We start from the raw sequence: 20626 nt of genomic DNA, 5'->3' as shown, positions 1-20626 counted from the left end.
TGATATTGAAATCAAATTTGTATGACTTTTTTTATTCTGTAATTTCTTTTAATTTTCCAAATATTTTGTAGTCCACATTTTTAAGCTCATTGATGTTTTTTGCTCCGAGCATTACCATAAGCATTTTTAATTTATAAATCAAGCTATCCAAAAATTCCTTAGCAAATTCATAACCACCATGCATTAAATAAGATAACACTTCTCCACTCATCGCTGTCATATCTGCACCAAGGACTAATGCTTTTACAATATCAATTGATGTTTTTATTCCACCACTTGCAATCAAAAACAAATCGTCAGGTTTATCTTTCATGTCCAATAAAATCTTCGCCGTAGGAATTCCCCAACAGTAAAATTCAGAAAATTCCATATCGAATCTTCTATTATCTTCTATTTCAGAAAAATTTGTTCCACCAAAACCAGCAATATCAATGTATCTAACACCTAAATCGTATAATTCATAGATTGTTTTCTTGCTCATACCATAACCCACTTCTTTTACGATTATAGGCACATCTACATTTTCTACTATATTTTTAATGTTAGCTTTTATTCTGGAAAATTCTCGGTCTCCCTCTTCCATAATCAACTCTTGAATTGGATTCAAGTGAAGGCCAAACATATCAGAGTCTATCATCTCAATTGCTCTTTGAACTGATTCCAAGCTTTCTCTTGCAGAAAGATTTCCTATTACGATGTTTTCGTTTTTAATCAAATTTTCTCGTACAAGTTCGAAACTTTCAATCGCTTCATCTTCCACAAGAGCAATTTTTTGACTGCCAACTGCCATTGGAATGTTGAATGTCTTACACAATCTAGCCAAATCTTCATTGATGTCACAGCAGGAATCTCCACCACCAGTCATGGCGTTTATCATGAAAGGATAGTCGATTTTCTTGCCGTTAAATTCCACAGACAAATCGACATCATTCAAATCTAATTCTGGTAATGATGTGTGTTCCAAATATACACAATCAAATAAGTTGTTACCTCTGTATTCTGATTTTAAATAATTTTCAATGTGTTCTTGCTTTCTTTCCACAAAAATACCTCCAAAAAACAAAACCGCTAATTATTTTGTGATTCTTCCTCATTTTCATTATTTTCGTTGTTTTCACGATTAGTGGTTTGATCATCCAGTTTGTATTCAGCAAATAATCTGTCTACAATTTCTGGTAATTTTTCTTCATCAGCCATATACCAACTTATTCCATCATCCTTGTATTCTCCTGGAAGTATATAGCTATGTATTTTGCTAGATGAAAAGTTAGGAAGTTTTGTCAGATAAGCAGTCATATCTCCCAAAGGAATGTTTGTCTTTACATCTTTTTTGAAAATATCAACCATCTTTGGCATTTTCGTAATATTCGATGGGCTCAATAATTGATCCAATAATGTTTTTATGAAGTAGTGTTGATTTTCAATTCTAGCTTCATCTGATCCTCCAAGTGGATGACGAGCTCTTACATATTGCAACGCTTCAGCTCCATTTAGCTTAGATTTTCCTTTTGGAATATGCATTTTTATTGTAGGAAGATTAATTTCTACTGGAGAATCAACCTCAACCCCTCCCATAGCATCTACAATATGTTCAACACTATCAAAATCAACTTCAACATAATAATCTAAATCTATTCCCAGTAAATCTCTCAACGCTTTCAAAGATCCTTTTGGACCTTCATACGCGTGTGCTGCATTTACTTTGTGAATATTGCCATTTAATCTAATTTGTGTATCTCTTGGTACAGATAATATGTCAACATTTCCCGAATTAAAATTAACTTTGCAAACCATTATAGTATCAGATCTTTGATGATCGGTTGTGCTTACTTCTTTATCAATGCCTAATAATACAAATAAAAATTCATCTGGTATATTTTGTTCAATTACGTTATTTTTTCCTAATTCATCGCCTTTAATATCAGAGCCAGTTGTTTTTAAGCTTCCCAAAAATTTACCAGCACCGAAATAAACTCCCAAAAATAGTGCTAGCGAAATAAAAAAGACAATAACAGCTCTTTTTTTCATTCTTTCCTCCAATTACTTTTTTAATGAACAAAGCACTCGGATTCACCGGTGCTTTGTCTTAACACTTATTTAATTATATCAAAAACAATGAAAATTTACATTAAATTTGATTTTTTGTAAGTTTTAATTATTAATTTTCTCCTTTGCTTGTGAAAGCATAAGTTTAATTCTGTTAATTTGGTTTACTTCACTTGCACCAGGATCGTAGTCAATTGGAATTATGTTTGCTTGTGGATACAATTGTCTAATTCTCTTAATTACTCCTTTTCCTGTGATATGGTTAGGAAGGCAACCAAATGGTTGGATACATACAATGTTGTTGGCGTTGATGTGAATTAATTCAATCATTTCTGCAGTTAACAACCAGCCTTCACCATATTGATTTCCTAGCGATACAACTTCTTGTGCGTAATCTTCCAGTTCTTGTATCTTAAGTGGATGAGTAAACTTCGATTTGATTAATTGGTTTCTGATGTATTTTCTGTAATGTTCAATCAAATTTACACCCATGTTGCACATAAATCCTGTGAATTTGGATTTGGATAAGAAGTTTCCCTTATGGTATTCATTTCTCAAACAATAAAGTACAAAATCTGTCAAATCAGGCATTACTACTTCACAGCCTTCTTTTTCCAATAAATCTTGCAAATTATTATTAGCTTGAGGAAGATATTTTACTAGAATTTCTCCCACAATACCAACTTTTGGTTTTTGTATATCCAATAATTCTATTTTTGAAAAATCTTCAATAATTTCATCGACAGTTTGTCTAAATAGTTTTGAACTTGATTTCAAAACTCTCTTTTGACATTCTTCAATCCATTTTTGTTTTAAAGTATCAGTTTCTTTTTCCTTTTCGTAGGCTCTTGTGAAGTTTGATAATCTCATTATCAAGTCCCCATATAATACTGCAACTATCATTTTTTGTAATACTAACGGAGAAAGGTTAAAGCCTTCGTTTTTTTCGATATTTTGCCAGGAAATAGCAATTACAGGAATATTTTCATATCCCGCTTCTTTTAATGCTTTTCTTATGAAACCAACATAGTTACTTGCTCTGCATGCTCCACCAGTTTGACTCATTAACAAAGCTAGTTTGTCAGTGTCATATCTACCAGAATTTATAGCTTCCATCATTTGTCCAACAACAGTTATAGATGGATAACAAGCGTCGTTGTTTACATATTTTAATCCCTCGTCGATTACTTTTGAATTAACATCTTTTAAAAATTCCACTTTGTAGCCATTATCTTTGAATAAAGATTCCATTATTTCAAAGTGATCCGGCGCCATTTGTGGTGCTAGGATTGTGTATTCTTCTTTCATTTTCTTAGTGAATTCAACTTTTTCAACGTGATATGATTTTTTCACATTTGGAACGAAGTTTTTCTTTTCAAGTGCTTGTATCAATGATCTTATTCTGATTTTAACGGCACCTAAGTTACTAATTTCATCGATTTTTAATACAGTGTAGATTTTTCCTTTAGCAGACAATATTTCATTAACTTGATCTGTTGTTACAGCGTCTATTCCGCAACCGAATGAATTAAGTTGAACCATTTCCAAATCTTCACTGTTTCCAACAATTTCTGCTGCTCTGTAAAGTCTGGAGTGATATACCCATTGATCCAATACTCTCAAATCGCTATCAACGTCATCATCATAATCAATTATAGAATCTTCTGATAAAACTCCAAGGCCTAATGAAGTAATCAGTTCAGGAATTCCATGATTTATTTCTGAATCAACGTGATAAGGTCTACCAGCTAACACAATTGCTTTTTTGCCCATTTCACGAATTTTGGACAAAGCTTTCTTCCCTTCAACCTTTACATCTTTTCTGTATTTTTCAAGTTCATCCCACGCTCTATCAACGCTGTTTGAAATGTCCTTATCAGAAAGTCCTAGCTCTTTTAATTCGTCGATAAGTCTTGTCTTTAATTTATTTTTATCTTGAAATGATATAAATGGGTTGAAATACTTCGTTTTTTTCAATCCATCGACATTATTTTTGATAACTTCCGGATATCCTGTAACTACTGGACAGTTAATATGATTATTCGCCTTATCGTATTCTTGTTTTTCAAAAAATACCGAAGGATAGAATATCATATCGACATTTTTTTCTAATAAATCTTCAATGTGACCGTGAACTAATTTTGCAGGATAGCAACATGTTTCACTTGTAATAGAAGAAATTCCTTTTTCGTAAATTTCTCTTGATGATTTAGAAGACAATACAACTCTGTATCCTAAATTCGTGAAGAATGTATGCCAGAACGGATAATTTTCGTACATATTCAACACTCTAGGAATTCCTACAGTCGCTCTTGCTTTATCTTCTGGAATGCTCTTATATCCAAATAATCTCTTGTTTTTATATTCGTACATATTTGGAAGCTTGTCTTTTTTATCCAGACTAATTCCAGCTCCTCTTTCACATCTATTTCCAGTAACAAACTTTTTGCCATTTGCAAATTTATTTATCGTCAATTTGCAATGGTTAGAACAATATTTACATTCTGCTTGTTCTTGAGTATATTCAAATTTTTCAAGTTCATCCTCAGATAAAATCGTAGAATATCCTGTTGATTTTTCTTTTGCAATCAAAGCCATTCCCATAGCTCCCATAAGTCCAGAAATATTTGGTCTTGTAGGAACTTTGCCTGTGATTTTTTCGAACGCTCTTAGTATCGCATCCCCGTAGAATGTACCACCTTGAACTACGATATGTTCACCTAATTTTGATGGATCTCTAAGTTTGATAACTTTTTGGATTGCGTTTTTGATTACTGAATAACACAAACCCGCTGCAATATCACTGACACTAGCGCCTTCTTTTTGCGCTTGTTTTACTTTCGAATTCATAAATACTGTACATCTTGAACCTAAATCTACAGGATTTTCTGATTCAAGTGCTTTTTGTTGAAATTCTTGTACGGATAAATTCAAACTATGAGCAAATGTTTCAATAAATGATCCACAACCAGAAGAACACGCTTCGTTCAATTGAATAGAATCAATTATTCCATCATTTACATGCATAGCTTTCATGTCTTGACCGCCAATATCCAAAACAAAATCAACATCTGGATCAAAATATCTAGCAGCAGTCAAATGCGCTATTGTCTCTACTTCACCAAAATCGACCGACAAAGCTTGTTTTATAAAATCTTCTCCATAACCTGTTATACCACTACTTGCAATTTTTTGGTTATCATTTAGTTTAGAATAAATTACAGATAATTGCTCCTTAACTAAATCAAGTGGATTGCCTTGGTTATTAGCATAAAAATCATATACAATGTTGCAATCTTCATCAATTACTACAATTTTACTAGTAGTTGAGCCCGCATCAATCCCCAAATACAAGTTTCCTTGTACTTCTTCAAGATTTTTGAATTTCACGTTAGATTTCTTATGGTTTTTGTAAAATTCTTCTTTTTCATTCTCATTTTTAAATAACGGCTCAAGTATTAACTCATCACTAATGTCTTGTTTTTTGTCATAAGATCTGTTCAACAAATCCTCATACTTCACAACTTCTCCATCCATTGATGCAATAGCTGCTCCCAATGCCACAAATACTTGAGCATTTTCAGGACTGTAGAATGTATTCACACCATCATCTAGTGTCGTGATGAATCTATTTCTTAATTCTGATAAGAAATAAAGTGGTCCACCCAAAAATACGATATTTCCTTCAATAGGTCTACCACAAGCAAGATTTGATATTGTTTGATTGACAACAGATTGGAATACACTAACTGCCATGTCTTCTTTTGTTGCGCCTTGGTTAATCAAAGCTTGAATGTCAGTTTTTGCATATACACCGCATCTACTTGCAATCGAAAATATTTTCTTGTAATCTTTGGCTAATTCGTTAAGACCAGATGCATCCGTCTTTAACAAAGCTGCCATTTGATCTATGAATGCTCCAGTTCCACCTGCGCAGATGGAATTCATTCTTTGTTCTACATTTCCTTTTAAATAAGTTATCTTACTGTCTTCTCCCCCAAGCTCAATACACACATCGGCATTAGGGATATATTTTTTAATAGCTGTGGTTCCAGCCACAACTTCTTGTATAAATTCGATATTTAAATTATCTTCAACATACATTCCGCCACTTCCAGTAACCATGATTGTACAATCGCTATTTTTGAATTCTGGATGTGAATCGTATGCTTGTTTAAGAACATTTTTGGTAGTTTCTTCTATGTCAGAACGATGTCTAGTATATTCTTGGAATAAAATTTCGTAGTTTTCATTTATAATGACAAGTTTGACAGTAGTTGACCCTACATCTAATCCCATGTGGATTTTCATTTTTGTTATTCCCTCCATATTCCTATACTAAGTTAGTATATTTCAAAAGCACAAAAACTTCAATAAATTTTTTTATGTATTGTATGTTTTAATTTTACTATTTATCTCAGAAATTACCTTTAATTTATCACAAGACCATTTAGGAAGATAAAGTTTTGGCTTGTAAGCATCTCCTGTCATTCGGTGCACAACAGTATCCTCGTTCAGAATTTTGAAACTATCTACAACCCAATCAGTGTATTCATCCATCGTTAGAATTTTAAATTTATTTCGTAGATAATAATCGTACAATCTTGAGTCTATTTGTATATATAATGAATGAATTTTGATTCCCCAAATATCATGCATTTGCGTTTGATACACACTTTCCAAAAACTCATCCTCAGTTTCATAGGGAAGGCCTGCTATTACATGCGAGATTACTTTAATGTTATTATCCATAAGTTTTTTTGCCATATCAAAATAAATATCATTGCTATAAGCACGATTAATTAATTCTATCGTAGACTTTTTAGTGGATTGAAGGCCCATTTCAACCCACACATCCACCTGTTTGTTTATATCACTCAAAAGTTTTATCTTCTCATCATCTAAGCAGTCTCCTCTGGTTGCTATATCAAGCACCAGCACATTTTCGTTATCAATAGCATCTGAGTAAATTTCCCTAAGTTCATTTACTGGCTTGTAAGTATTGGTGAACGATTGAAAATACGCAATGAATTTGTCTGCTTTTTTCTTTTCAGATAATCTTTTAATTTGCAATTCGACTTGGTCCTTGATTGAATATTCATTAAAAGTAAATTCACCAGATCCACTTTCAGAACAAAAAATACAACCGTTAGAATTTTTTCTATTAGGACAACTGAATCCACCATCTAGCGGTAATTTGTAAACTCTCGTTCCGTATGTTTTTTTCAAATAATCACTTAATCTATTTATTTCTATTTTTTTCACGAATCCTCCTGAAAAAACTTTGCATCAATTCGACGCACTCTTTTTCCATAATACTTTTTACTTCTATTTTATGATTGAGTCCTTCGTAATCATTTAATGATAGTAAAGACCCACAAGCTCCTCTTTTTTTATCAAAAGCTCCGAACACAACTTTTGGTATTCTCGAATATATCAAAGCTCCTGTGCACATCACACAAGGCTCCAATGTCACATACATTGTGCAATCATCAAGCCTAAAATTTCCAATAACTTTAGTTGCTTGATTAATAGCTTTTAATTCTGCATGCATTGTCGCATTGTTATCTGTTTCCAAACTGTTATAAGCTTGAGCAATTATTTCGCCATTTTTTACAATAACACATCCAACTGGAACTTCGTCCATATCAAATGCAATCTTCGCTTGTTCGATAGCTTTCATCATGAATTTTTCATCATCATTATTCATCATTTATAAAACACCTTTCCTATCCGATTATATCAAAAAGTTTGTGTTATTTAAATTTGAATACGGAAATTGTTTGTGATATTCTTTATATATAATGTAGTATTTAAGGAGGACTTATGTCAGAATCAAAATTTGAAGAGTTTCCATACGGAGAACTTGGAATCATAGCTATGAAAAACATTGAAGGTTTGGCAAAAGAAGTTGACGAACTTTTAATGAAAAAAAACGGTGCAACAGAAAGTTATTTATTAAAGATAACAGAATCCAGATTTAGTAATGGTGAAGGTAAAGTTACAATCGATGAATCAGTTAGAGGTCGTGATATTTTAATCATATCAGACGTTGGAAATTATGGATTGAAGTACAATATGTTCGGTGAACAAACTATAATTGGTCCAGATGAACACTTCCAAGATATCAAAAGAGTTATCTCCGCAATTAATGGAAAGGCTTCTCGTATCAATGTTATGATGCCTCTTTTATATGCATCTCGCCAACACAGACGTAAATCAAGAGAATCACTTGACTGTGCAATGGCACTTCAAGAATTAGAAGACATGGGTGTAGATGGAATTTATACATTTGATGTACACGATCCAAACGTACAAAACGCAATCCCATTGATGACATTTGAAAATATCTATCCTACAGCAGAAATAGTTACTTACTTCTTAGAAAAAGAAAATATTACTACCGATGAATTAGACAAGAAAAACATGATTATTATTTCACCTGATACCGGTGCAATGGATAGAGCTATTTATTATGCTAACATTCTAAAACAAGACATAGGTTTATTCTACAAAAGACGTGATTACACTAAAGTAGTCAACGGCAAGAACCCTATTATTGAACACAAATACATCGGACGTGAAGTAGAAGGTAAAGACATATTAATCGTAGACGATATGATTGCCTCAGGCGGATCTGTTATTGATATTGCAAAACAATTGAAAAAACAAAAAGCAAACAGAATTTTCTGCGCAGTAAGTTTCGCATTATTTACTGAAGGTCCTGACAAATTCGATCAAATGAATAAAGAAGGATACATTGACGGAGTTTATTCTACAAACTTAACATACGTACCAGAATCAATCAAAAACAAAGAATGGTTCCACGCTGTAGATATGAGCGAATTGATGAGCGAATTTATTCACCACATCAACAGAGAAGAATCTATCTCAATTTTGTTAGATAAAACCAGAGGTATTAATATTTTATAAGGAGAAAATAATGAAATCATCTCATGGAGCAAATCTTTTTGAAATTCAAAAAGAATACGGATTTAATATAGATGAAATCAAAGATTTCAGTTCAAACGTCAATCCTTTGGGGCCAAGTCCTAAAGCGATGACTAAGCTTGAAAAAAATCTTAATAAAGTCGGAGTATACCCTGACCCAAATTACGATCAATTATTATCATCTATTGAAAAATACACCAACGTATCACGAGACAAAATCTTGCTTACATCTGGTAGCACTAATTTGATTTCATCATTTATATCTCTAATCAATCCAAAAAACGCAATAATATTCAACCCTAGTTATTCTGAGTACGAAAGAGAACTCAACAAAATCAACTCCAATATAATTTCTTACGATTTGGATAAATCAAATGATTTTGCGATAGATTGTGAGAAATTATCGAGAATGATAGAAGAAAATGACGTAAGTCTTGTAATATTAACCAATCCTAACAATCCAACAGGATACGCTATTGAAAACAGAAAGCTTGAAGAACTCATCAAATCAAGCAATTGCTATTTTATGATAGATGAAACTTATGTTGAGTTTTCAGATGTAGACAAATATTCAGCAGTAAAATTAACTGAAAAATGTGATAATCTGCTTGTTATACGCTCTACATCGAAGTTTTTCGCAGCTGCAGGAATAAGATTGGGTTACGGAATAACTGGAAATAAAAAACTTTACGACGAAATAAATAAACACACCAATTTGTGGAACATAAATATCTTTGCCGACATTCTTGGTGGCGAGATGTTCACGGATACTTATTACCACAAAAACGTGTTCGAATTTATTAATAGTGAAAAAGAAAAAATGATATCTACTTTAGAAAAAATAGATTGCTTGAAAGTTTATCCTTCAAAATCAAATTTCGTACTATGCGAAATATTGGACAAAAAATTAACTGCACATGAATTAAGAGAAAAATTAATTCCTCATGCTCTTATCATAAGAGACTGTGCATCGTTTAATAATTTGAATGAATACTTTTTTAGATTTTGTATTTTGGATGAGCAATCAAACGACAAATTGCTAAAATTGATTGAAGATATTTTAAAATAATCGCAATTTAAAAGATCCCAGATTTTAAAAATCTGAGATCTTTTTTTGTTTATTTAAATTACTTTTTTATCTTTTTTGTGTTCGTCTGATAATAAAGTTGCCATGTTAACAAATCTTTGAATTGTATCCTCATGATCTGGATTCAAATCAACTTTTTCAACATGAATTGCACACACTTTATACTCACCAGTTCCTGTAATTGGATCGTAGTGATTTGATGTCACTTCGTTTACTGGAGATTCTCTGTAGTGGAATGTCATGAATATCATATTAGGTAATACTCTATCAGTTACTACAACACGAGTTACGATACTTCCTCTTCTAGATGTAACTCTAATAGTATCCAAATCTTTTACTCCCAATCTTTCTGCATCCACTGGATTGATTTCTGCAAGTTCGTAAGGACTTACTCCATCCAAATCTTTTGAGTATCTCGTAGTTATATTGTAATGATACAACATTCTTCCAGTACTTAGAATCATTGGATAATCTTCATCAGGCAATTCTTCTGATGGTCTGTATTCTATTTCCATCATTTGACCTTGACCTCTTGCAAATATTCCTTTGTGCAAGTATTTTGTACCAGGGTGAGATGTCGTAGGACATGGCCATTGTAATCCAACTTTGTCAATTCTTTCGTAAGTCATACCTCTGTAACTTGGCATAGTTACTCTCATTTCTTCAAATACATCTTCACTTGTTTCATAATCAAAGAATACATTTGGATTGATGATTTTACTTACATCACACAAAATTGACCAGTCATTTCTAGCTTGTCCCGGAGGAGTAACAGCTTTTCTAACTCTTTGAACTCTTCTTTCGGTATTTGTAAAAGTTCCGTCCTTTTCTGCGTAGCAAGTTGCAGGGAATACGACATCTGCAAGCTTTGCTGTGTCAGACATAAATATATCTTGAACTACTAACAAATCTAAATTATTCAAAGCTCTCTTAACGTGATTTGCATCTGGATCTGATAAAACAGGATCTTCTCCCATTATATACATTGCTTTAACATTTCCCTTAACTGCTTGATTAAACATTTCAGGAATTTGGTATCCAAGATTTGGACTTAATGGAGTCTTCCATACGCTTTCGAAAAATTCACGAGCTTTTGGATCTGTAACTTTTGCATAAGCAGGATAAGTGTTAGGTAAAGCACCCAAATCACAAGCTCCTTGTACGTTGTTTTGTCCTCTGATAGGATTGATTCCTCCAGATTCAATTCCAACGTGTCCAGTTAACATTCCTAGATTTGCTAAGCTCATTACATTTTCTGTTCCATGAGTGTGTTCTGTGATACCAAGTGTATAGAATATACCAGCTTTTTCAGTCTTTGCATACAACAAAGCTGCTTGTCTGATTAATTCTTTGTCCACACCTGTAACTTTTTCAGCTTCATCCAAATCGTATTTCATTACTGTTTTCTTCAAGCCTTCAAAGTTTTCAACACGAGATTCAATATAATCTTTGGCTTCTAATCCTTCTTCTATGATAACTTTCATCATAGCATTTAACAAGAATACATCCGTACCTGGATTTAATCTCAACCAAATATCCGCTTCTTCCGCCAAGCCAGTTTTTCTTGGATCTACAACTATAAGTTTAGTTCCCTTTTTAACTGCTTGTTTCATCTTATTACCAATAATAGGATGCGCTTCAGTAGCATTAGAACCTATAACAAACAATAATTCTGCACCCAGAATTTCTTCTATAGAGTTTGTCATAGCTCCACTTCCTAATGTAGCTGCAAGACCTGCAACTGTTGGAGCGTGTCAGGTTCTGGCGCAGTGATCTACGTTGTTTGTTCCAATCGCTGCTCTCATCATTTTTTGGAATACAAAGTTATCTTCGTTTGTACATCTAGCAGAACTTAAACCAGCAATAGAATCTGGGCCAAATTCCATCTTGATATCTCTTAGTTTATTTCCAACATAACCTATAGCTTCATCCCAACTACATTCAACCAGTTCTCCATTTTTTCTAATCAATGGAGTAGTCAATCTTTCGTCCGAGTGAATCATATCTGTATGGAAACGACCTTTGATACAAAGTGCGTTTTGATTTACATAACCATCACATGGTTCAACACCTTGAACTTTTCCATTTTTTACAATTAAATTGAATTGACATCCTGTTCCACAGAATGGACAAGTTGTCTTAACTTTTTCAACTTCCCAAGGTCTTGTATCTTTTAATTGTTTATTGATTAATGCACCTGTTGGACACACGCTTATGCATTGTCCACACATACGACAGTTTTCCTTAGATAAAGGAAGATCAAAAGCTGTAGAAATATAAGAATCAAATCCTCTATTTTTAAAATCTACTGTATGTGTACATTGAACTTCTTCACAAACTCTGACGCATTTTCCACACAAAATACATTTGTTTTGGTCCCTAAAAATCAATGGATTCGTATCATCAACTTCGTGATTTTGAACTTCTATGTCATAATTACCGTATTTGCCTAATACTTCTGGATTTTTAACACCATATCTGTAGCACAAATCTTGTAATCTACAACTACCAACTTTTGAACAAGTTAGGCAATCTTTAGGGTGATTCATCATCAAAAGTTTAAGTATATTTTGTCTAGTTTTTACTAAACGATCAGTTTCTGTCTTAACAACCATTCCGTCTTTGACCATAGTAGAACACGACGTTTGAAGTTTTCTGGATCCTTCTATCTCAACTAAGCACATTCTACAACCGCCAAATTCGCTCAGGTATTTATCGTGGCACAATGTCGGAATATCAATCCCTATTTTATGCGCCGCTTCTAATACAGTGGTATTTTCTTCAACTTGAACATCAATACCATCAATATTTATATTTAACATATTACACCTACCAAACTTCGTTAAATCCTACATTCAAAAATATTTCTTCTAGTTCAGTTTTATGCAATTTTTCCATTTTAGATAATCCAGCAAAAATATCTTGTTCAGCTTTATCTAAGCAAGAATTTGCAATATCAGCGTACAATTGCATAGCTTCTTCTTCTCTTTTTATAGCTAATTTGATAGCATCTCTGAAGTCCATTTCTGTAGTCATTCTTGGTCTATCAATGTCTTGTGATAAATTATAATCTTCACTATCATCAATTTTGATAGTTTCAGCTTTTGTTTCTAAGAATTTTTGTAAGTAATCTTTGTGTTTCAATTCTTCTTTACTAAGTCTTTCAAAAAGACTTTTTGTTTGTGGATCTTCTGCTTTTTCAGCTGCATCTTTGTAAAATGTATACGAATCATCTTCTCTGTTTACAGCATCATCAATAATTGATATTAATTGTTCTCTATTCATTATTTCACCTATTCATTCTATTTATTTATACATTAATTATCTATTTTTTCGATTTTGTCTAGAATCTTATCCAAACCTAATACATTATTCCAGCTAGCTTCGACAAATTCTCCACCAATTTTTTTGTAAGGTTGTTTTGGGTTATCCACATTCAATAATTCTGTAGTCAATCTACCCTTTAAGCAAAGTGGTCTGCCATTTTCTGGGCTTAATGCTCTTAATGCAAGATTCTTTCCATTTTTTCTCAAAACTTCAAATTCACAACCGTATTCGCATACTTTACATTGAACTTTCTTCGTTTCTAATTCCCATTTTCTTCCTAAATTCATAGCCCTTTTGTCCATTAATGCTCCTACTGGACAAGCTACTACACATCTATTACAAGAAATACAGTAAGAAGATTCAAATGTGTCATTAATATCTAAATTAATTCTTGTTTTGTATCCTCTGTTTGAGAAATTAATAATTTTTCTATCATCCATAACATTACATGTTCTTACGCATTTACCACATAATATGCACTTACTATCATCTCTAATGATGTATGGTGAAGAATCATCAACTAATTTTTCTCTTCTTGCTCCGTCATGTTCTCTGAATTTTACTCCGTATTCATAAGAATATTTTTGTAATTGACATTCACCGGATTTTTGACAAGTCAAGCAATCATTTGGATGAGAATCCAACAACATTTGAAGAATTCTTTGTCTGTGTTTTATTAATCTATCAGTTTTAGTATGAACAACCATATTGTCTTTTGCCAAAGTAGAACAAGCAGTCATTAATTTTTTGCTTCCTTCAACTTCAACTAAACAAAGTCTACAAGCGCTCACCACAGCCAAATTTTTATCGTAACATAAATTTGGAATATCAATCCCATTTTCTCTTGCTAAATCGATAATGAATTTAGGCTTATCAGTTTGAATTACTTTTCCATCAATAGTTACAGTAATCATACTATCTATCTCCTAACTACTGCGTGAACAGGACATACAGTTTCGCAATTACCACATTTTATACATTGAGATTTGTCGATAACGTGTTGTTTCTTAACTTCTCCTTCTATACAACTTACAGGGCAATTTTTAGCACATTTAGTGCAACCTATACATTTGTCTGTAATTTCATATGATAAAAGTGCCTTACATGCATGAGCAGGACATTTCTTATCGTAAATGTGAGCTTCATATTCATTTCTGAAGTATTTTAATGTTGAGATAACTGGATTTGGAGCCGTTTGTCCAAGACCACAAAGTGAAGCTGATGTGATAGTATCACACAATTCTTCTAATGCTTCGATATCTCCATCTTCACCTTTTCCGGAAGTGATTTTTTCTAGAATTTCAAGCATTCTCTTAGTACCTTCACGACATGGAACACACTTACCGCAAGATTCATCTACAGTAAATTCAAGGAAGAATCTAGCAATATCTACCATACAGTCGTCTTCATCCATTACAATCATTCCGCCTGATCCCATGATTGAACCGATTTTTCCTAATGATTCGAAATCAACTGGAGTATCCAGGAATTCTTCTGGAATACATCCACCAGATGGTCCACCTGTTTGAACAGCTTTGAACTTCTTGCCGTCTTTAATTCCGCCGCCGATATCAAATATGATTTCTCTCAAAGTAGATCCCATTGGAACTTCTACCAAACCAGTGTTTACAACTTTACCACCTAAAGCGAATACTTTAGTTCCTGGTGAACCTTCTGTACCAAAACTTGTAAACCAATCTGCACCTCTGTCCATAATTGCTGGAACATTAGCAAATGTTTCAACGTTATTGATAATAGTTGGTTTATCCCACAATCCTCTTTCAGCAGTTCTAAATATTTTAGTACGAGGCATACCGCGTCTACCTTCAATAGATTCCATCAAGGCAGTACCTTCACCACATACAAAAGCTCCTGAACCCAATCTCAATTCGATATCAAATGAAAAATCAGATCCAAAAATGTTGTTTCCTAAAAGATTCATTTCTTTTGCTTGTTGTATCGCAATTCTCAATCTTTTAACAGCAATTGGATATTCTGCTCTTACATAGATAAAACCTTGATTAGCACCAATCGCTCTACCGCAAATAGCCATACCTTCTAATACTGAATGAGGGTCCCCTTCAAGAATCGCTCTGTCCATGAAAGCACCAGGGTCTCCTTCGTCCGCGTTGCAGATAACATATTTTTGATTATTTTCTACTTTATAAGCTGATTCCCATTTTCTTCCTGTAGGGAAACCTGCTCCTCCACGACCTCTCAATCCTGATTTCTTCATTTCTTCAATTATGTCTTTTTGGTCTAAATTAAAAATGGCTTTATGTAAAGCTTGATAACCATCTGCACCAATATATTCGTTCAAAGATTCTAATTGAATTTTTTCTACATTTCTTAAAGCTATCTTAAATTGTTTATCGTAGAAATCAACTGAATTGTATTTCAAAATCTTATCGTCTTGTTTTGCATTTTCGTAAACTACATCTTCATCAACTTCGTCATTTACAATAGATTTATCGACAATGCTCTTAACATCTGATAACTTAACTCTTGTGTAGAAAATTCCTTCAGGATATACAACAACGTTAGGACCAGTTTCGCAAAGTCCAATACATCCTACTGGAACAACCACTACGTTTTCGATTTTTTCTTCTTCTATATATTTGTTAAACTCATCAATCAAAGATTTAGCGCCTGTAGCTTCACAACCAGCTCCACCACACACAACTATTTGTTTTTCTTTTGGATTAGTATGTTCAACATAAATTTTATCCTTTACGAGTTCACGCATTTTGATATTTTTTGCATACTCTTCTCTTATCTCATTAAGTTTTTCAATATTCATAACAAATCCCCTAATAACTAATTATATTTACTAACAATTGATTCTAATTCATTAACATCTACCTTACCGTACACATCGCCGTTAATAACAATAACTGGAGCTAATGCGCACAAACCAACACATCTACATGGTGTGATTGAAAATTTTTGATCTTCAGTAGTGCTACCTGCTGGAATCTTCAAAATCTCTTGTAGTTTTTCAGAAACTCTTTGAGCTCCTTTTACATAACAAGCAGTTCCTTCGCAAACTTGAATATCGTATTTTCCTTTTGGAATCAAAGAAAATTGTGCATAAAAAGTTATAACACCGTAAATTTCTGACAAAGGAATGTCTAATATTTTAGAAATCATTACAATAATTTCCTTAGGCAAATAACCAAATTCATCTTGTGCACGTTGTAAAACGGGCATCAAAGGACCTTTAATATCCTTTTTGCTTCTTACAAATTCTCGAAATTCATCGACTTGAGAAGCATGTTCTTTTAAGTCAAATGTAAAACTCATTAAAATCCTCCTAAAAAATTGTTTTCCTTCAGTTATTAAGATTATTTTCTTATTTATATTTTTTATTATACCACTTATATTTCCTAAAGTAAATTAGTATTTTGTTTAAAATCCTTATTAATATTCATTATCACTTTATTAACTAGCATAATATCGCATTATTTATGTATATATATTCTTATAAATGTATCTTTCGGTTAATCAACTTTAATATAATGATAAAGTAATTGACACAAATATTTTATATTTACTTTACCATTTTAAATCAATACGTTTGTCAAAAAACTTATGAAAATAATTTCCTTATGTTTTATAAAAAATAACGAAATATGATATAATATACATTAGTAAATTAATTGGAGGTTATATGGATTTTATTATAGGTACATCTGGCCATATCGATCATGGAAAAACTACATTAATAAAAGCTTTAACCGGAAATAGCACTGATAGACTACCGGAAGAAAAAAAGAGAGGAATTTCTATCGATTTAGGTTTTAGCTATTTTGATCTTCCAAGTGGTCAAAGAGCTGGAATAATAGACGTGCCAGGTCATGAAAAGTTTGTAAAAAATATGATGACTGGTACTTTTGGAATGGACATGATTCTTTTATGTATCGACTGTAAAGAAGGTGTAATGCCACAAACTGTTGAACATTTGGATATTCTTAGGTTTTTAAATAAAACTGAAGGTATTGTTGTCTTGACAAAAAGAGACTTGGCGACTGATGAAGAAACACAAAAGACAACCGAACAAGTAAAAGAATTAGTTAAAGGAACTTTCCTCGAAAACTGTCCTGTTTGCGAAGTGGATTCTGTTTCAAAAAGAGGAATAGATAATTTAATTCAAATGATAGATTCTGAATCTAAGAAATTAAAGCAAAAACACGCCGAAAGAGATTACAGAATGAATATCGACAGAAAATTCAATGTCAAAGGAATTGGAACAGTTGTTACTGGAACACTTCTTGATGGAGATATTCACAAGGGAGAATCTTTTATATATCCTCTTGAAAAAGATATTAATATTAAAAACATTCAAGTTCACAATAAAAATGTAAATGTAGCTCACCCATCCCAAAGAGTTGCTTTGAATATCAATCTAAATTTGGATGAAATCGACAGAGGATATGTTATTGCCAAGAAAAACTCACTAAAAGCTTTCAATATGATAGATGTTAGACTTACATTGTTAGAAAGTGCATCGCCTTTAAATCACTGGGATAGAGTAAGATTGTTCCACGGTACAAAAGAAATATTCGGAAGGGTAGTTCCACTTGATAAGCAAGTAATTCAACCGGGAACACAGGCTTTAGTTCAAATAAGACTTGAAGAAAAAATCTATGCAAAAACATCTGATCCTTTTATTTTAAGACAATTTTCCCCACAAGTTACCATCGGTGGTGGTATTATAATAGATGGTTCTGTTAGAAAACATAAATTATTCGATGAAGAAATCATTGAAAATCTTAAAATAAAAGAAGAAGGAAAAATCAAAGATATCATTTTAAATTATCTGCGAGACGAGATTTTTCCTACTAAAATTGATGACTTGGTATTCTATTCTTCGGAATCAAAAGACAAAGTTTTAAAAGAATTAGACGAACTAAAACAAGAAGATAAAGTTGTAATTAGAAATGATAAAGTATTAGAAAAAGAAGCTTACTTAAAATTATTAGGTAAATTAAAAATGTTTGTGATATCATTCCACAAGACAAATCCTTTATTACCTGGTATTAACAAAGAAGAACTTCTTAAAAAATTACAACTTGATGACGATAGACCATTCTTCAATTACATGCTTAAAGACTTAAACGACCAAGAGGTTTTGATGGAAGAAAGTGGTATAATATCTTCTAAATCTCACAAAGTTCAATTAAGTGATGAAGATGAAAAAATCAGAAAGAAAATGCTTCAAGATATTTGTCAAAACCAGTTCGACAAATTATTGAAGATAGACAATGTTGTTCACAACCAAAAGGACAAGACTATTTTGGGAATTTTATTGCAAAAAGACGTCGTAATTTTAAGAGATAACTTTTTGATTTCTAAAAAATGTTACGACAAATTCATCAAAACTGTCGATGATCATTTCAATAACAACAAAACTTTGAATGTAAAAGAACTCAAAGACATGCTCAATATGTCAAGAAAAAGTGCAATCACTCTTTTAGAAACATTGGACATTAAAGGCTACACTAAAAGAATTGAAAATGACAGGGTTAAAGTAAAAGATTTTAAATAATAGAGCTGGGCTTTGCTTGTGCATTGCCCTAATCTATTATATTTATTACAGTTTTGTGAATTGATTGTAAAATAATTTGTAAATTAACTTTGTTTTTGGTATAATATTAAGGTATTTGGGAATTGATGGGTGCTGGTGTGCCCTGCGGTCTTCAAAACCGTCTCAGGTAGTTAGGAGCTGCCCGGGTAGGTTCGATTCCTACCAATTCCCGCCAAACACCTTATAGATAGCTAAATTTAGCTATCTATTTTTTTGGAGTACTAAAAAAGTACTAAAAAAATCAGTGAATGTTGAAATATTTTAACATTCACTGATTTTTATTTTATAGATATTTCTTCAAAGCTTCAACTTTGTCACATTTTTCCCATGATAAATCCAAATCATTACGTCCGAAATGTCCGTAGCTTGCAACATCTCTGTAAATAGGTCTTTGTAAATCCAATTTGTCGATTATTGCTTTTGGTCTTGCATCAAAGTTTTCATTTATTGCTTCAATAATTTTTTCTTCTTCGATTTTATTCGTTCCAAATGTATTGATGAACATACTGATTGGTTTTGCAACTCCGATTGCATAAGAGAAACCTACTTCACATTTGTCGCAAAGTCCAGCTGCTACGACATTTTTTGCAATATATCTTGCAAAATATGCTGCTGATCTATCAGTTTTTGTAGGGTCTTTTCCACTGAATGCTCCGCCACCATGATTACAGAATCCACCGTAAGTGTCTACTATTATTTTTCTTCCTGTAAGTCCAGCATCTCCCATTGGTCCCCCAATTACGAATTTTCCTGTTGGGTTGATGAAGAATTTTGTGTTTTCGTCAATCATAGATTCATCTACGATTTTCAAAATAACTTCTCTTTTGATGTCTTCTTTTAATTGTTCGTAATCAACATCTGGATCGTGTTGTGTCGAAACTACTATAGCCTCAATTCTTTTTGGAGCGTCATTTTCGTATTCAACAGTTACTTGTGTTTTGCCATCTGGTCTCAAATAATTCAAGATTTTTTCTTTTCTTACAGTAGCAAGTCTTCTAGCTAATTTGTGTGATAATTCCAATGGCAATGGCAATCCTGATTCTGTTTCATTAGTTGCATAACCAAATACCATTCCTTGGTCTCCTGCACCGTATCTATCGTATTCGTCTGATTTGTTGCCCTTGTATTCTTCAGATTCATCAACGCCTTGTGCGATATCTGTAGATTGTTCCTCCAATGAAGTGATGATTGCGCAAGTTCTTGCATCAATACCATAATCTGCATTATCATATCCAATTTCAGCCAATGTTTTTCTAACGATTGACCTGATGTCTACATAACTTGTAGTAGTAATCTCTCCCATTACCATAACAAGTCCAGTTGTAGAACAAGTTTCACAAGCAACCCTTGCATCTTTGTCTTCTTTAATAATAGCATCTAATATTGCATCAGAAATTTGGTCACAAACTTTATCTGGGTGACCTTCTGTAACTGATTCAGATGTTAAAAATATGTTTTTCATAATACCTCCATAAAAAAATCCTCACCTGAAAAGGTAAGGATGTGTAAACTTATCTTTCAGGATTTCCTGTGGGATTTAGCACCTAATTTAATAGGTTGCTGAGTTTCATCGGGCCCATTCCCTCCACTACTCTTAATAAGATAAATATTAAATTGTCTTTTAATAC

Annotated in this window: 13 protein-coding genes, 1 tRNA gene, 1 pseudogene and 1 riboswitch; of the genes and pseudogenes, 4 read left to right on the top strand and 11 right to left on the bottom strand. The window is 32.6% G+C overall.

Going from position 1 to position 20626, the window contains the following annotated elements; all coding sequences use genetic code 11:
- Positions 1 to 31 precede the first annotated feature (31 nt).
- The 5 genes from fni to tadA form a co-directional block, all read right to left on the bottom strand.
- Positions 32 to 1042, bottom strand: coding sequence for a type 2 isopentenyl-diphosphate Delta-isomerase (gene fni, locus ACU68W_RS06615; RefSeq protein WP_094208879.1), 1011 nt, complete (start codon positions 1040 to 1042; stop codon positions 32 to 34).
- Positions 1043 to 1068: 26 nt separating this feature from the next.
- Complete coding sequence (locus ACU68W_RS06610) at positions 1069 to 2028, bottom strand: LCP family protein (RefSeq protein ID WP_094208880.1); 960 nt, start codon at positions 2026 to 2028, stop codon at positions 1069 to 1071.
- A 123-nt stretch (positions 2029 to 2151) separates the two neighbouring features.
- Positions 2152 to 6357, bottom strand: a complete 4206-nt coding sequence (locus ACU68W_RS06605; protein ID WP_094223644.1) for an acyl-CoA dehydratase activase-related protein — start codon at positions 6355 to 6357, stop codon at positions 2152 to 2154.
- Between the two features lie 72 nt (positions 6358 to 6429).
- On the bottom strand, positions 6430 to 7311 hold the full coding sequence (locus ACU68W_RS06600) for a TIGR01212 family radical SAM protein (RefSeq protein ID WP_446756311.1): 882 nt from the start codon (positions 7309 to 7311) through the stop codon (positions 6430 to 6432).
- The gene (gene tadA, locus ACU68W_RS06595) at positions 7289 to 7759 is read right to left on the bottom strand and encodes a tRNA adenosine(34) deaminase TadA (protein ID WP_242428015.1); all 471 of its coding nucleotides are present in this window, start codon (positions 7757 to 7759) and stop codon (positions 7289 to 7291) included. The genes ACU68W_RS06600 and tadA overlap by 23 nt, the downstream gene beginning before the upstream one ends.
- Positions 7760 to 7872: 113 nt before the next feature.
- Between tadA and ACU68W_RS06590 the strand changes: the two genes are divergently transcribed.
- Positions 7873 to 8979: a ribose-phosphate pyrophosphokinase gene (locus tag ACU68W_RS06590; RefSeq protein ID WP_094223645.1), complete on the top strand. Its 1107-nt coding sequence runs from the start codon at positions 7873 to 7875 to the stop codon at positions 8977 to 8979.
- A gap of 10 nt (positions 8980 to 8989) precedes the next feature.
- Positions 8990 to 10066, top strand: a complete 1077-nt coding sequence (locus ACU68W_RS06585; RefSeq protein WP_446756310.1) for a pyridoxal phosphate-dependent aminotransferase — start codon at positions 8990 to 8992, stop codon at positions 10064 to 10066.
- 149 nt (positions 10067 to 10215) lie between these two features.
- On the opposite strand, the pseudogene fdhF reads toward ACU68W_RS06585, so the two are convergent.
- The 5 genes and pseudogenes from fdhF to ACU68W_RS06560 form a co-directional block, all read right to left on the bottom strand.
- Positions 10216 to 12906: pseudogene (fdhF, locus tag ACU68W_RS06580) on the bottom strand (formate dehydrogenase subunit alpha); the annotation flags it as partial.
- Between the two features lie 7 nt (positions 12907 to 12913).
- Positions 12914 to 13369, bottom strand: a complete 456-nt coding sequence (locus tag ACU68W_RS06575) for a ferritin-like domain-containing protein (protein ID WP_094203933.1) — start codon at positions 13367 to 13369, stop codon at positions 12914 to 12916.
- Between the two features lie 32 nt (positions 13370 to 13401).
- Complete coding sequence (locus ACU68W_RS06570; protein WP_094208886.1) at positions 13402 to 14325, bottom strand: 2Fe-2S iron-sulfur cluster-binding protein; 924 nt, start codon at positions 14323 to 14325, stop codon at positions 13402 to 13404.
- A 5-nt stretch (positions 14326 to 14330) separates the two neighbouring features.
- Positions 14331 to 16211, bottom strand: coding sequence for an NADH-quinone oxidoreductase subunit NuoF (locus tag ACU68W_RS06565; protein WP_311437555.1), 1881 nt, complete (start codon positions 16209 to 16211; stop codon positions 14331 to 14333).
- Between the two features lie 17 nt (positions 16212 to 16228).
- A complete protein-coding gene (locus tag ACU68W_RS06560; RefSeq protein ID WP_094208888.1) occupies positions 16229 to 16714 on the bottom strand; it encodes an NADH-quinone oxidoreductase subunit NuoE family protein in 486 nt (161 codons plus the stop codon).
- A 367-nt stretch (positions 16715 to 17081) separates the two neighbouring features.
- On the opposite strand from ACU68W_RS06560, the gene selB reads away from it, so the two are divergent.
- Positions 17082 to 18959, top strand: a complete 1878-nt coding sequence (selB, locus tag ACU68W_RS06555; RefSeq protein WP_094223649.1) for a selenocysteine-specific translation elongation factor — start codon at positions 17082 to 17084, stop codon at positions 18957 to 18959.
- Between the two features lie 117 nt (positions 18960 to 19076).
- A tRNA-Sec gene (locus ACU68W_RS06550) sits at positions 19077 to 19173 on the top strand.
- Between the two features lie 108 nt (positions 19174 to 19281).
- Here the strand turns inward: ACU68W_RS06550 and metK are convergent.
- The gene (gene metK, locus ACU68W_RS06545) at positions 19282 to 20460 is read right to left on the bottom strand and encodes a methionine adenosyltransferase (RefSeq protein WP_094223650.1); all 1179 of its coding nucleotides are present in this window, start codon (positions 20458 to 20460) and stop codon (positions 19282 to 19284) included.
- 46 nt (positions 20461 to 20506) lie between these two features.
- A riboswitch (SAM riboswitch) is annotated at positions 20507 to 20602 on the bottom strand.
- Positions 20603 to 20626: the final 24 nt, after the last annotated feature.

Source organism: Finegoldia sp. P2-F-LR (genome assembly GCF_052932265.1).
The sequence above is the reverse complement of the archived record's forward strand: the minus strand, read 5'-3'. Positions and strand labels throughout refer to the sequence as shown.